At 58.6% G+C, this 14,173-nt stretch carries 13 protein-coding genes; 6 read left to right on the top strand and 7 right to left on the bottom strand.

The genetic code is table 11. The features are described 5' to 3' along the window. Positions 1–79: 79 nt before the first annotated feature. The gene (locus ACJ8IP_RS06870; protein WP_069100621.1) at positions 80–1,132 is read left to right on the top strand and encodes an SDR family oxidoreductase; all 1,053 of its coding nucleotides are present in this window, start codon (positions 80–82) and stop codon (positions 1,130–1,132) included. A gap of 43 nt (positions 1,133–1,175) precedes the next feature. On the opposite strand, the gene ACJ8IP_RS06865 is transcribed toward ACJ8IP_RS06870, so the two are convergent. The 3 genes from ACJ8IP_RS06865 to ACJ8IP_RS06855 form a co-directional block, all read right to left on the bottom strand. Continuing rightward, complete coding sequence (locus tag ACJ8IP_RS06865; protein ID WP_033643596.1) at positions 1,176–2,183, bottom strand: NAD(P)H-quinone oxidoreductase; 1,008 nt, start codon at positions 2,181–2,183, stop codon at positions 1,176–1,178. Between the two features lie 156 nt (positions 2,184–2,339). Then, entirely contained in the window at positions 2,340–2,549 is a 210-nt protein-coding gene (locus ACJ8IP_RS06860; protein WP_004935132.1) for a hypothetical protein, read from the bottom strand. 509 nt (positions 2,550–3,058) lie between these two features. Continuing rightward, the gene (locus tag ACJ8IP_RS06855) at positions 3,059–3,436 is read right to left on the bottom strand and encodes a hypothetical protein (protein ID WP_033643595.1); all 378 of its coding nucleotides are present in this window, start codon (positions 3,434–3,436) and stop codon (positions 3,059–3,061) included. Positions 3,437–3,811: 375 nt separating this feature from the next. Between ACJ8IP_RS06855 and cspE the strand changes: the two genes are divergently transcribed. Together cspE and dsrB are read left to right on the top strand one after the other, a co-directional pair. Beyond that, positions 3,812–4,024, top strand: a complete 213-nt coding sequence (gene cspE / locus ACJ8IP_RS06850; protein ID WP_004935122.1) for a transcription antiterminator/RNA stability regulator CspE — start codon at positions 3,812–3,814, stop codon at positions 4,022–4,024. 319 nt (positions 4,025–4,343) lie between these two features. Next, positions 4,344–4,544 (top strand): protein DsrB, encoded by a 201-nt coding sequence (gene dsrB, locus ACJ8IP_RS06845; protein ID WP_033643594.1) that lies wholly within the window; start codon positions 4,344–4,346, stop codon positions 4,542–4,544. A gap of 216 nt (positions 4,545–4,760) precedes the next feature. Here dsrB and rcsA read toward each other — a convergent pair whose 3' ends face one another. Next, positions 4,761–5,390: a transcriptional regulator RcsA gene (rcsA, locus tag ACJ8IP_RS06840; protein ID WP_019453510.1), complete on the bottom strand. Its 630-nt coding sequence runs from the start codon at positions 5,388–5,390 to the stop codon at positions 4,761–4,763. Positions 5,391–6,184: 794 nt separating this feature from the next. Between rcsA and ACJ8IP_RS06835 the strand changes: the two genes are divergently transcribed. Further along, positions 6,185–6,826 carry a GNAT family N-acetyltransferase gene (locus tag ACJ8IP_RS06835; RefSeq protein ID WP_033643593.1) on the top strand — a complete coding sequence of 214 codons (642 nt, stop codon included), beginning with the start codon at positions 6,185–6,187 and terminating at the stop codon, positions 6,824–6,826. 12 nt (positions 6,827–6,838) lie between these two features. Here the strand turns inward: ACJ8IP_RS06835 and ACJ8IP_RS06830 are convergent, their stop codons facing one another. Beyond that, a complete protein-coding gene (locus ACJ8IP_RS06830; RefSeq protein ID WP_046688509.1) occupies positions 6,839–8,254 on the bottom strand; it encodes a pyridoxal phosphate-dependent decarboxylase family protein in 1,416 nt (471 codons plus the stop codon). 101 nt (positions 8,255–8,355) lie between these two features. Between ACJ8IP_RS06830 and ACJ8IP_RS06825 the strand changes: the two genes are divergently transcribed. After that, entirely contained in the window at positions 8,356–9,231 is an 876-nt protein-coding gene (locus ACJ8IP_RS06825; protein WP_047025420.1) for a LysR substrate-binding domain-containing protein, read from the top strand. Here the strand turns inward: ACJ8IP_RS06825 and ACJ8IP_RS06820 are convergent. Continuing rightward, positions 9,228–10,613 carry a CoA transferase gene (locus ACJ8IP_RS06820; protein ID WP_164106715.1) on the bottom strand — a complete coding sequence of 462 codons (1,386 nt, stop codon included), beginning with the start codon at positions 10,611–10,613 and terminating at the stop codon, positions 9,228–9,230. The two genes, ACJ8IP_RS06825 and ACJ8IP_RS06820, sit on opposite strands and share 4 nt — an antisense overlap. A gap of 61 nt (positions 10,614–10,674) precedes the next feature. After that, a complete protein-coding gene (locus ACJ8IP_RS06815) occupies positions 10,675–12,855 on the bottom strand; it encodes a glycoside hydrolase (RefSeq protein ID WP_198793134.1) in 2,181 nt (726 codons plus the stop codon). Positions 12,856–13,356: 501 nt separating this feature from the next. Between ACJ8IP_RS06815 and ACJ8IP_RS06810 the strand changes: the two genes are divergently transcribed. Next, the gene (locus ACJ8IP_RS06810) at positions 13,357–14,055 is read left to right on the top strand and encodes an MgtC family protein (RefSeq protein WP_025303346.1); all 699 of its coding nucleotides are present in this window, start codon (positions 13,357–13,359) and stop codon (positions 14,053–14,055) included. Positions 14,056–14,173: the final 118 nt, after the last annotated feature.

Here is a 14,173-nt window from a genome sequence, read left to right as displayed (position 1 = left end):
TGTTAGTGGAAACCCTCATCTACCGCAAGCATCGCTAATCAATAACACTCAGGGTATCGATAATCCGAGGGGTGACAAAATGAACGCAAAGCGACAGGCGCTGGTGATCGGCGCCAATGGCGTGATTGGGCGCCGATTGATTGAGGAGCTGATTGACCAAGGTTGGCAAGTGGTGGGCGTCTCGCGCCGGGGCGGCGAACCGGCGCCTGGAGTGCGCCACCTGCAGGTTGACCTGCTGGATGCGGCGGCGACGCGGGACGCGCTGCGGCCGCTGAGCGCGATTAGCCACGTTTTCTATGCCGCCTATCAGGATGCTCCGGATTGGGCGGGGCTGGTGGCGCCGAACCTGCAAATGTTGCAACACGTTGTCGAAGGGCTGGAGCCGATTGCGCCGGCGTTGGAGCATATCAGCCTGATGCAGGGCTATAAAGTTTATGGCGCGCATTTGGGGCCGTTTAAAACGCCGGCGCGTGAAAGCGATGCCGGGCATATGCCGCCGGAGTTTAATGTGGCGCAGCAGCAGTATCTGGAGCAGCGCCAAACAGGCAAGCGCTGGCGTTGGAGCGCCATTCGCCCGAGCGTCGTGGGGGGCTTCTCGCTCGGCAACCCGATGAATCTGGCGTTAAGCATCGCGGTTTACGCCTCGATCAGTAAAGCGCTCGGGCTGCCGCTGCGCTTTCCCGGGAAGCCGGGCGCTTACCACAGCCTGTTGGAAATGACCGACGCCGGACTGCTGGCGCGCGCCACGCTCTGGGCGGCGACCGAACCTGCGGCAGCCAATCAGGCGTTTAACATCAACAACGGCGATCTGTTTCGCTGGAGCGAAATGTGGCCGAAAATCGCCGCGTACTTCGGGCTGGAATGTGCGCCGCCGTTGCCGATGACGCTGGAAAACATGATGGTGGACAAAGCGCCGCTGTGGCGTGAGCTGGCGCAACGGCACTTCTTGACCGAGCCCGATTACCGGGCGGTGGCCGGCTGGCGTTTCGCCGATTTCGTCTTTTCCTGGGACTACGACATGTTCGCGGACGGCAGCAAGGCGCGGCGTTTCGGTTTCCATCAGTTTGTCGAAACCGAAGCCATGTTTTTCTCGCTGTTCGATGCATTCCGTCGTCGCCGCATCATTCCCTGAATGCGGCATAAATGTCCCCGCAGCCCCGCTGCGGGGAAAGGTCTCAGAACGTCAGCATGATTTTGCCGATGTGCTCGCTGGATTCCATCAGCGCATGCGCAGCGGCCGCCTCTTCAAGCGGGAAGGTTTTAAAGATTTGCGGTTTCAGCACGCCGCGCTCCAGCAGCGGCCAAACTTTCTCGTGCAGCTCGGCGGCAATCTGCGCTTTGTCCGCGACGCTGCGCGAACGCAGCGTCGAACCGGTATGGGTCAAGCGTTTCAAGAGCAGCGGCATCAGGTTGAGCTCTTTTACCACGCCGTTTTGCGTGCCGATTTGCACGATACGGCCTTCCATCGCTGCGGCCTGATAGTTCTTGGCCACATAGTCGCCGGCGATCAGATCGACGATCACGTCGGCGCCTTTGCCGTTAGTGGCGTCTTTGGTGCGGGCGACAAAGTCTTCGTTGCGGTAATTAATCGCCACGTCGGCGCCCAGCGCCAGGCTCGCCTGACGCTTCTCTTCTGAACCGACGGTGGTGATCACCTGGGCGCAGAAGGCTTTCGCCAGCATGGTGGCGACCGTGCCGATACCCGAGGTGCCGCCGTGGATCAACACGGTCTCGCCGGCTTTGAGGTGACCGCGCTGGAACACGTTGACCCAGACGGTAAAGAAGGTTTCCGGCAGCGCGGCGGCCTCGGTCAGGCTCAGGCCCGCCGGAACCGGCAGCGCATTACTTTCATGCACGGCGCAGTATTGCGCGTAGCCACCGCCGGCGATGAGGGCGCAAACCCGATCGCCGATCGCGAAGCGGGTCACGCCTTCACCGATGGCCACCACTTCGCCGGCAATTTCGAGGCCGGGAATATCCGAGGCGCCGGGCGGTGGCGCATAGTTCCCCTGACGTTGCAGCACGTCGGGGCGGTTAACGCCGGCGGCGGCGATTTTCACCAGAAGTTGGCCCGCTTGCGGAACCGGCACCGGACGTTCGGCGACGACCAGAACCTCGGGGGCGCCGGGTTGGCTGATCTCAATCGCTTTCATCGTGTCGGGCAGCGGTGCATTCGTTGACATGGTTACTCTCCTCATCGTGGCGGACGCGGTTATCAGGTGGCGCGTCCACAATAAAGTCCGCTGTTAGCTTAGCGAAATCGAATGAGGTACGCGTGGTCGAATAGAGCGGTTTTGCGAGGAAGAGGAGGAGACGCCGCCGCGATGGGCGGCTGGGCATCAATCGTTAGGGGGGATGCGGAACCCTTTCAATGAAACGATAAAGTGTTCTTTTCCTTTGGAGATCTTGGCGCCTTTATCGCACCACAGGCTGGCAAGCTGGAAGAAATCGTCGCTGCCGATGTCGTAAGCCAGTTCGATTTTCTTGGCTGTGCCGGCGCGGATGAGCTTTTCTGCTTCCTGGTGGTTTGCAGCTTTAATTATGGTCATGGGCGAAATCCTTGGTGTTAAGCCAGAACGGATAATCGCTAATCATCATATGGCCATATTGTGACAGTTTTGTGATGAAAGGATGACGATAACCGCAGGCGCGGCGTGCGGCGTGCCGCGCCTTTGCGGTGAAAATGCGTTGTCGGTTACCGATCGTGCGGGCGAACGAATGCGCTTTTCTTCTGAGATTTGAAGTGTTTATAGAGCGCATAGCCCGCAATGCCGGCCAAGACGGCCAGGAGGGCAAGAGATCCTGTGGCCATGAACATCACCTCCGAATAAGAATGGCAAGGAGGCGTATTTGTGACATTCATCACTTTGCAGGGCAATGAGACCAATCTGTAATCGGAAAGGCGAGATGCGAGAAGGGCAAAAAAAAAGCGCCTATAGGGAGGCGCATAAAGATTTGCAACACAGCTTGTCATGTTCAACACCAGGAGGAGTGGTGAACTGACGCCATTCTAAGCGGCCGTGATTGCGTGAGGTATAGGTATTCTCCGAAAGCGTCATTACCACTCATAGCCTAACTGAATGTTGTAATCGGGATCCTGGTTGGTGGAATAAGGATCGGATTGGCGGCGGCGATCGGTTTTCTTCACCGGGCCGTCATACGCGGGATAAGGTTTGGTGCGCGGCTTGCTGCAGCCCGGATGATCGCACTCGATGTCGACGCGAAAACCGTTTTTATCTCGCGCCTCTGCCCAGGTGATCGGCGGTTTCTCGGCCTTGGGCGCGGGCCCAGGCGACGTCGGCGGCTTGGGCGCGGGGGCGACGCTGGGATCGGGGGCTTGATAATTCAGCTCCAGCGCGCCAAGCGGGGCGCTGTAAGCGGCAAAGGCCAGCAGGGCGGCGGCGCTGGCGGCCGGTAATGTGAGCCATCTCGGCATGGTGGATCTCCCTGGATGATTACGCCGGGCAACTATAAAACAGTAAAACGAGAATTACTATCATTTGACTGCGGCGTAATGGGGATTCAGCTGGCGATCCCGTAGGCAGACGGGGTCAAATCCTGTGCGTTTAGCCGAGATTAACGCCCCTGCACGGCGAAAAAGGTTGCTATTGCCGCTCGCTCGTGAGTTAATGATGTCGGCCTGTGGTACAGACCTATTTATGCACGACATTTTGAGTAAAGTAGTTCAAATTTAAAGCGTTATCCCGGATAGCCCTTCTCTGACGAATTTCCTTTCCAGTGCCTCCATAAGTAACTGATGACCGGCTATCTCGCCCATGGCGGCTAACATTATTATTGAAGGAAATTAGACATGTCCAACATGATCAAAGGTCAAGTGAAGTGGTTCAACGAAGCTAAAGGTTTTGGTTTCATCACCCCAGCAGACGGCAGCAAAGACGTATTCGTACACTTCTCTGCTATCCAGGATCAAGGCTTCAAGACCCTGGCTGAAGGCCAGAACGTACAGTTCTCTATCGAGAACGGTGCGAAAGGTCCATCTGCGGCTAACGTTACCGCTATCTAATTGGCGTCTACCGCTGATTGAATAAAACCCGCCGAGGCGGGTTTTTTTATGCCTGCAATTTGACGGCGCATAAAAAAAGCCCGCAAGTCTGCGGGCAAAAGTTCCTTGTTACTTCTTCATTTGCAAGCGCTTCTCTGGGGGGGAAACGCCTGAAGACAGGTTACGCGAGGCCGGCTTAAGATTCTGCGGTCAAACCGTTAAGAAAGTGAAAATCCAGGCGGCTGCTACGCTGATAGCAGAGACCGGCAGGGCTGGGGCGGTGTCCTTCACCCGGGGTTTTGTAATACACTGATGCCAATCGCAAAGAATGGGGAAGGGTATGCAGGTTAACGATCGAGTGACGGTAAAAACAGATGGCGGCCCACGGCGCGAAGGCGTCATTCTGGCCGTAGAGGTCTTCAACGAAGGTACCATGTATCTGGTGTCTCTTGAGGACTACCCGGCGGGCGTGTGGTTTTTTAATGAAATCGACAGCCGTGACGGCACTTTTGTGGAGCCTTGCGGCGCGCCCGGGCAGTAACTTCGAACAATCTCATTAATTTGCTAACGAAACTGTCTATTTTGAGATTATTTCAATACGGTAAGAATTTTTTTATCGACGACATAAAAATACCCGTTGCGCCAGCGGGGGATAACGCAGCAGGTATTCTTTTGGTTATCCCAGCGTTTGAGAACCGGATTACGTTATCACCGGAAATTAACGATGGGTAAACAAAGTGGGGGCGTTCTCTACGGTTCAGCGGCTATTGACGAATATTCCACTAGTCAATGTGTCGGTCAAACGGACAACGTGGTAAATGATCTGCTTGTTGTGCGTTTTTATTTTCCGCTTGATGTTTCCCTTGTGGGAAGAGACCGTTTTGGCCTTTATTTGCATCTGGTCTGATATCTGGATGGTGCCTTGCCCGGACATCCACATGCGTAACATGTTCGATTCAGTTTGGCTCAGCGTCACCGGCGTTTGATCCAGAGAAGATTTCTCCACCCGTAGGGATTTTTTCTCGAGATAATGACTAAGTAGCTGATTCATAGTCTCTGGTTTGATGGATTTTGACGATATGATGACGTTCTTGCGAACATATAAATAATCGTCGAAATGTACATTGGTAATAGCCATGAAGATGAAGAATAACGTATCCGGGTGCAGTGAAATCACCCGTTTTATTCGCTCCGTGGCGTTTGCTTCATGGATGAAGCAGTCCTCGTTAATAAACACCAGGCTAGGATTCAACTTACTGCATTTTTCATGCAGGCTGTCAATGTCCTCGATGGCATTAATATGGCGCTTCTTCACGCCATGCGAAGTCAGATAGTCGGTTAACCCCAATCTGGTATAGCTACATGAATCCATGATAATCGTTGGCATATCGCACCCCCACTTAAATCCGTTTTACTGCGGTAATATGAGAAAAAGCCTAAAAAGCCGAAAGGCAAAATGGAACAATAATTCAGTGTAGCGAGTGTTCTATCAATAAACACGACGGCACTCAATGATATTTTCATACTAAACTTATTAATCGCATGAATCTATAAGTTTGGCTTAAGTCAGAGCGATCCGCTACTCGCCCGGCGTCGGCATGATGGGCCTGATTCGCGCTTGGCGCCCGCGCCTGCCGGCATTGTCTGCTGATAATCTGTTCATCATGTCACGAAACAAAATTTTAGTTTGCTAGGAAAAGTCTTAAAAAAAATTCATGTGTCTTTTTTTTGAAGTCTTTTAGCGTGCTTTTTAAGTGCTCAAAAAGCACTCGCTTCTAGACTCTTCTATTTTTAATCATAAAAATCATTGCGTTATGATTGTCTTGGCACCTTTCGCTAATGATAAGCGCTTCTGTTTTTATCATAACAACAAACAAAAGTTAACATTATTGCTGGAATGTGTAGCTTAATTGTTGCCATAAATCACCATTTTACAATAGGTTATGTGGATATTTATTTCATATGAAATCATTTGTGTGAATGTTTATCGGTGATTGAGTGATTTTTCTAAACTATCGTCTTGCCAGCCGGTCGGCAGGGGCGGCGGCAGGTCGGAGTTGTTTCTGACCCGCGCCGGTTTTAATTTGCTCTTGCACCTTTCAAAAACAGGATGTCGCGGTGAGACAAAATCAATATGGGCAGCCGATAGGCGATGCCCTCCCTCATTGGCAGCCGGCAGGCATGCCCGGGCAAGCGTTACTGTCAGGGCGGTTTTGCCGCCTGGAACCGCTGAACCTCGAACGCTGGGGCGACGAGCTTTATCAGGCTTATCAAACCGCCGAGGACGACCGCGACTGGACCTATCTGTTTTGGGCGCGGCCGCAGACGCGCGAGGATTTTCAGCATTACCTGCAGGCCCTGGCGTCCAGCGCCGACAGGCGCACGATGGTGGTGATCGATCAGGCGAACGGGCGCGCGGTAGGAACCTGCGCTTTTTTGCGCATCGATCCCGCCAACGGTGCGGCTGAACTGGGCACCATCAACTGGTCCCCGCTGATGAAGCGCAGTGCGCTCGGCAGCGAGGCCATTTTCCTGATGCTGCGCCATTTGTTTGACGATCTGGGTTACCGGCGCTGCGAATGGAAATGCGATAGCCTCAATCTGCCTTCGCGTCAGGCCGCCGAGCGTTTTGGCTTTCGCTATGAGGGCACGTTCCGTCAGGCGGTCGTCGTCAAAGGACGCACGCGCGACACCGACTGGCTGTCGATCATCGATGGAGAATGGCCGGCGCTGCGCTCGGCGTTTGCCGCCTGGCTGTCGCCGGATAACATCGGCGACGACGGGCGGCAAGAACGGCGTTTGCAGGCCTTCCAGCCCGGGTGACGCGCCAGGCGTTTAGGCCGTCTCCGCCAGGCAATGGCGCAGCGAGTCCAGCGTCAGGCGAATGTCCTGTTCCTCCGTCATCCAGTTGACCAGCGCGGCGCGGATCCCCGGCTGGCCGTTATAACGCGTAGGGGTGCAACGCGCCACCCCATGCCGGCTAAGGCGTTCGAGAAAGCGATCGCGCGCCGCTTCGCTGTCGCCCTGTGGATGACTGAGGGCAAAGCACACCACGTTCATATTCACGGGCGCCAACAGATGGAAACCGTCCTCGGCCGCTAACGCCGCTCCCAGCGCCTGCGCCAGTTCGACATTGCGCTCGACGATATCTCGTATGCCGCTGCGGCCATAGGCTTTCAGCGTCAGCCAAAGCGGCAGGGCGCGGAAGCGGCGCGAATTTTCCGGCGTCAGATGCAGATAGTTGTCTGGCCGCAGCGTCGGTGCTTCCAGGTAGGCCGAATGGTTCTGAAATACCTGCATCTGCAGATCCAGATGGCGGGTAAATTGGATCGCGCTGTCATAAGGCACGTTCAGCCATTTGTGCGCATCGACGGTGATGGAATCGGCATGCTGCCAGCCCTCGAGCCTTGGGGCGTAGAGCGGCGAGCAGGCCGCCACGCCGCCGAATGCCGCATCGACATGCAGCCAAAATGGATAACGCTCTCGCAGCGCCAGCAGTTGCGGCAGATCGTCGAAAGCGACGGTATTGACCGTGCCGGCACTGGCCAGTACCAACGTTGGCTGGCCTGCGCTAGCGGCCAGCTGCCGCTCCAGCGCCGCCATATCCATGGCTTCAGACTCCGGCAGGCTGGCGACGATCGTCAATGCCTCGCGGCCGATACCGAGCATGCTGAGCGCCTTCACGCTGCTGGAATGCGGATTGGCTCCCAGAACCCGGATCGGGCCCAACGCCGCCAGGCCTTGTTGGGCGATATCCACGCCGCGCTGTTGCCCCAGCCACTGCCGACCAATGGCCAGCCCGGTGAAATTGGCCATGGTCGCGCCGCTGACCAGGCTGCCGCTGAACGTTTCCGGCAGGCCCAGCAGGGATTTCAATTGCGTCACGGCCGCCAGCTCGATCGTGGCTGCGATGGTATCATGGCTGAGCAGGCTATTTTGGTCTGTCACGCTAACCAGCCAGTCCGCTGCGACCGCCGCCGGGGTGCCGCCGCCGGTGACGAAGCCGAAATAACGCGGGCCGGCGCTGGCGGAAATGCCGGCCTGATAACGTTGCCAAAAGCGCTCCAGCGCCGCCAGGGCGCCTTCGCCGTTTTCGTCGAGCCGATCGTCGCCCGGTTGCAGCTGCTGATGCTCGAGCGGTGGGCAGACCGAGCGTTGCTGCAGCCCAGCCAGGAAATCTTCCGCCAGTTGGCGGGTGTGATCGAGGATCTGCGGAAACTGTGCGAGGTCCTGTTGTAAACGTGGGTGCATGGCGGCTCCGAAAGCGTCAGGGATGATGGGGTAAACATAGAACATTTGCCTGCCGGTCAAAATCGATGAAAAATAACCTTTTTGGATAGCCTGGTTAACCAATGATGAGTGAACGCATTCCCTTGCATGTCTTGCCGACCTTTGCGATCGCCGCCAGGTTGGAAAATTTGCGCGCTGCGGCGCAACAGGTGCATTTGACGCACGGCGCGGTCAGCCAGCAAATTCAGCTGCTGGAGCAGGCGGTCGGCTCTCCGCTGTTTGAACGGCGCGGGCGCGGCGTGCGCCTGAATGCCGCCGGGCGAGAGTTGCTGGCGGCGGTAGAGCCGGCGCTGCAGGCGCTGCAGCAGGGCGTCGCCCGCGCCCGGCGAGCGGCGGCAAGCCAGACGCTGCGCATCAGCGTGTTGCCGTCTTTTGCCCATTACTGGCTGCTGCCGCGTCTGTCGGCTTTTCATGAGGCCTGTGCCGATATTGCGCTGGATATCGATGCGTCGCTGGCGCTGCAGGATCTGTCGCAGCGGGGGTTCGATGCGGCGATCCGCATCGGCAGCGGTCAATGGGCGGGGCTGCAGGCGCAGCGCATCGCAGCGGGGGACGTGTTGCCTGTCGCTTCGCCGGATATGGCGCGAGAATGGGGGGCGGCTTTCGAGAACGGTGGCGATATTCCGTTGCTCGAGCACGACGTCAGTCCCTGGCGCGACTGGTTCAACGCGCAGGGGCGCCCGTTATGCGGGCGGCAACAGGCGTTGTTCAACGATGCCGGATTATTGATTCGCGCGGCGGAGCAAGGGTTTGGCATCGCGTTGGCGAAAAAGCTGCTGGTGCAGGATGCCCTCGACGCGGGGAGGCTGGTGGCCTTGGCCGCGCCCTGTCGCCTGAGCGATGACGACGTTTATCTGGCATGGCCGCAGACCGCCGGGTTGACGCCGGCGGTCACCCGCTTGCTGCAGTGGCTTCAGCAGCAGTTGGCGGCGATTTAGCGGCGTAGCCATTCCGGTTGCGAGGTGCCGAGCGTGGTCGCCGGCAGCGCCCATTGCAGCGCCGTGCCCTGCAGACTCAACGGCGCGCGCAGGCGTTGCGCCGCCCCCCAGTAAGTCAGTTCCGTTTCAGGGGTCTCGTCGGCGCTTCCGGCCGGTGTCAGCGGTTCCGGCCGATAAGGCGTCGGGTAGGGATGCGCCAGCAGCAGCTGCGCCGTCCGCGCCAGCGACAAGCGCGCGCGATAGCCGGTGCCGCGGTACAGGCGCTGCGTCATACCGGTCAGCACCGCCGCCGCCATCAAATAGCCGGTGGCGTGATCCAGCGCCTGTACCGGCAGCGGCACCGGCAAACTGGCGCTGCGCCAAACCATGCCCGCCTCCGCCAGCCCGCAGCTCATCTGCACCAGACTGTCGAAACCGCGCCGGGTGCGCCACGGCCCGCTCCAGCCGTAGGCATTCAGGCAGACGTCGATCAGGCCCGGCGCCAGCGCGTGCCTTTCCTCCGCGCCATAGCCCAGTTTCTCCAGCGCGCCGGCGCGGTAGCCGTGCACGATCACGTCGGCGTTTCTCAGCAGGTGCTCAAACGTATGGCGATCGCGCGCATTGGTCAGATTGAGGCGCGCGCTGCGCTTGCCCAACATCACTTCGTGTTCGACCCCGGGCTCATCCCACCCGTAAGGGTCGATACGCAGCACGTCGGCGCCCAAGCCGGCGAGAAAACGCGTGGCGATCGGCCCGGCGAGAATGCGCGTCAGGTCCAGCACCCGCACGCCGTGCAGCGGCCGGGCGACGGGCAGCGTCCAGCCGGGCGATGGCGCTTCCGGCTGCAATGCGGTGTGGATCAGCGGTTCGAGCGCCACGCTTTTACCCTGAATATGTTGTCGCCACGCGGCCGCCGAACGCATTTGGGCTGCGCAGCCGCCGGCCGCGATCACCGCTTCCTCCAGCTCGCTTTTTTTCCAGGCCAGCACACGTTCCGCCAGCGCGCCTTTCTTCGATGCCGGGCCCAGCACCTGTTCCACCGCTCGCCGATGGTGTGGCGCATTGGTATGCAGGCGTATCCAGCCGTCCGCCGTGGCGTAGTCGCCGGCCAGCGCGTCCCAGGCAGCGGGCAGCGTCCAACCCAGCGGGCGTAGCGTCCAGCCGAACCAAAGCGAGGCCAGGCGTTGATCGACCCAAACCTGCTGCGCGGCGGCGCCCTCGCGCCGCAGCAGCTCGGCGCAGGCTAAACCTGCAGCGCTCCAGGCGGCGGTGGCCAATTCGGTCACGGGAAAAGCCGAAGGCAATGCGCCGGTGCCGCTTACGGTGAGGCGATCGGCGGGGGCAGGGCATTGCCCGAGGCTTTGCCAAATCTCGTCGAGCAGAGTGTGGATCAGGGGAGTCATCGGCCGCTCCTTGTGGGTAAACGGAAATATAGCCTAGCGTAGCCCACTGTCGGCGGCCTTGCTAAGGTGCGACGTCGAGAGTGCGGCCGTCGGCCAGTTTGGCGCGTAGGCTGTGGGGCGCCACGCCGCCGAAAGGTTGCGCGCTGAAATTGGCGGTCAGGGTCGATCCGTCGCTGAACGTCGTCTGTTGCACCCAGCCGTCCCGATCGAGCCAGCGGAAGTCGGTTAACGCTTTATCCCACAAGGCCTGATGCAGCGGCCGGAAGGCAGCATCGGCGCGTTTTATCGCCGGTAAGCGCGCCGCCAGAGTGGTGCGGCTCAGGTGGAACATCGGCGCGGTGTTGTACAGCTGGCTGAGCAGGCTGCGGGTGGTCTGAACGTCGCTGAATTTCAGATTGTCGTAATTCCAGTGGTGGCTGCTGACGATAGCATCGTGGAAAACGGCCTGGTACAGCGGCAGGCGGTAACGCGGATCGAATTCGACGGTACGGTAGGGCTGTTTCACTTTGGCGGGGCGGAAGAAAAACGCCGGTTGGGCGTTGGGCCACCAAGCGCCGAGATAATAGGGCGAGGATTTATCCTGATTCATCTGTTTATCTCCCCAGCCGAATCCCCAGGTTTCCATGCCGTGGGCGAACATCAGGCTGCGCGCGGTCACTGCGTTACCATCCTCTGAGCCCAGCGGTAACTTAAGGGTGGCGCTGAACCAGGCGAGCCGGGCGTTGCGGGCTTCGGCCATCTGCGCCGCGCCGGTTGGGTGGTCGGGCTGATAGTCGTCGGACACCATGCCGGTGCCGTCCACATCGAGAAACAGGCTGTTCAACCCGGCCAATTGCACCAGTTCGCGCATGCGCTGTTGAGAATAGGGCAGGACACAGCCTGGATTGAGGTAATAACCCTGTTTACCGAAGCCGGGTTTCCTGCTGCCGTCTGCGCGCACGATGGCGCAGGATTCCCGCAGCGTCGTCGGCAACTGCGCGGTGAGCCAGCTGTCGTTGACGCCGCGCGCGATGGCGGTATCGTAGGAATCGTAGCTGGCGATCAGATAACCGGCCGCTTTGGCGGCGGCTACCGCTTGCGGGTGCAGGAAGGCGGCGGTCCAGTTATCGGTGCCCAACCACAGGCGCGGCAAACCGGCCTGGCGCAGCGCGTCGATCACCGGTTTGGCCAACCCTTGCCCCCAACCGTCCGCTGGGGTTAACCAGCGTCCCAGCTCCCGTTGCGCCAGCGCCCGCACTGCGGCGGCCTGGCGCTGCTGCGCCTGCAGAAAGTCGGCGTCATCCGGCGTCGCGCCAAGCGCGAACTGCGCCGTCAACGCCCGGTTGATGCCGTCGATCAGGGGCTGTTGTTGCCAGCCCTCCGGCGTTTTTCCCGCCAGCCGCAGCAGCAAGCTTCTGCTCTCGGCGTCCATCTTCTGCCGCAGCGCTTCGGCGGCGGGAGAAGCGAAGTAGTGCAGTAATCCCGGCCAATCCTTGACATCTTCCGCCGCCAGCAATTGGTCGCCCCACAGATAGATATGGGTAGCGCCGATCAGCTTTTCGCCTTCGGGCGCCTGCTTGATCTTCTCGCGCAGGCTGCTGAACCGGCCGTTTTGTTGCAGATAGTCGCGGTAACGGCGGGCGCCGGACAGCGGGGCGTTGCCGACGTGCAGCAGCACCTCGAATGCCTGTTGTTGATTGAAGCGATTGAATTGGTGGCTGGCGCGCATCGCCAGCTTTTCCTGCGCGGTGGCGAAGGCTATCTGGTTACTGAACGGCGTCAACATCAGCCAGCTGTAGACCTTACCCTGGTGTTGCAGGCTCCACAGCGGCAGTTTCAGATCCCAGTTGGTATCCAGCGGCGTCATTTCCGTCGTCAGGTAATGACGCCAGACCGCGTTGTCCAGCGGGATGCGGCTGCCTTCGCCGATCGGCAACAGCAGCGTTTCCCCCTGCGGCATACGATACCAGTTCAGGGTTTGCGGCCGATCGCTGCTGAAGCTCAGGCGCAGATCGCCGCCTTCCAGACGGGCGCTGACGTTGATTGCGCGTTGCGGCCATCGCCAGCTGGCGCGTCGTGGCGTTGCGGTAAGATCCGTTACCTGCTGCGCAGGCTGCGCCAGATTGATCGGCACCGGGCCTGCGGCGATATGCAGCGTGGCAGGGTCGAGTTCAAATTGCACGTCGCCTTGCTGCAGCAGTAAGGCATCGGCGGGAAAACTGATGAGCAGCGCCAGCGCGAGCGGGGAAAACCGTTGTTTCATCAGGGGCGTCCTTGGAAGATGAAAGAGGGCAGTTTACCGATAAGCGCACTGTCACCCAATGTCGCCATCTTCTATTTGTGACATCGAAATATAAACGCCGTATTCCAGTTTATTTTTCGTTTAATAAATTAGCCTTTACTTCATTACCCGACGTCACTATACTCAGCCAAAATTTCAGTGGAGAAACCCAATTGGACAGTTGTAGTTGTAATAAAACAAATAAGGCAAGCTGACCAATTCTCTTCTGATTTGTTGCTTGCCGTTATCGGCGGGCAGCACCCCTCTCCAGTTATTTCTGAGCTGTGCATACCCGAATAAGAAACGTTTCCTGATGCCTGACGGTTTCAGGTGAATTGAGTTGGACGTTATTATGGTATTCTGCAGCCACAGCCTTTTCCCTCCAGGCACAGCACGCTGATTCGCTGATTTATTTTCAGCGCGATTTCGCGTGTGCTAAACAGCACATGATTTTATCTCCTGCGGTTAATTAAGGGGACAGTCATGGCTATGACTCCTTTCGTTTTGAATTTATTGCTGGCGATGTGCCTGGGCGCGGTCATTGGCGCCGAACGCCAGTGGCGCCAACGCATGGCCGGCCTGCGCACCAATGCGCTGGTGGCGACCGGCGCGGCGGTCTTTATTCTCAGCTCCATGTCCACCGATCCGGCCAGCGCCGGCCGTGTGGCGGCGCAGATCGTATCCGGTATCGGCTTCCTCGGCGCCGGCGTGATCATGCGTGAAGGGCTTAATATTCGCGGCCTCAATACCGCCGCCACGCTGTGGTGTTCGGCGGGGATCGGCGTACTGTGCGGCCTGGGCCAGCATTGGGATGCGGTGGTCGCTACGCTGGTGATCCTGTGCGCCAATATCCTGCTGCGCGAAGCCGCGCAGCGCATCAATCTGCAGCCGCATCAGCAGGCGACCGATCTGGAACTGTGCTATCGCATTCAGGTGACCTGCGGCGAGCAGGACGAAATTCTGGTGCGCACCCTGATCCTGCAGGCGCTGAACGGCGTCGCCTTGCGGCTGCAATCCTTGCGCAGCGCCGATATTTCGAGCCCGGGACAATTGGAAGTGTGCGCGGAAATTACCGCTACGCCGGCCGCGCAAAAAGAAATCGAAGGTATTGTCTGCCGCGTCAGTCTGGAAAAAAGCGTGAGCGCCGTTCGCTGGCGCGTCGCGTCCGAATTACCGGTCTGATTAATGATATAAATATTGATTAACTTGATTATATGTTCAGGTTTATTCATGCACGCCTTGAATAACGCTGAGCATTAAGGAGGCGTTATGGACGATGACCCCGGAAGGAAAATGATTC

The organism is Serratia sp. CY52157, assembly GCF_052168495.1.
GTDB lineage: Bacteria > Pseudomonadota > Gammaproteobacteria > Enterobacterales > Enterobacteriaceae > Serratia > Serratia ureilytica.
Note: the sequence above shows the minus strand (reverse complement) of the source record. Positions and strands in the feature narration are given on the sequence as shown.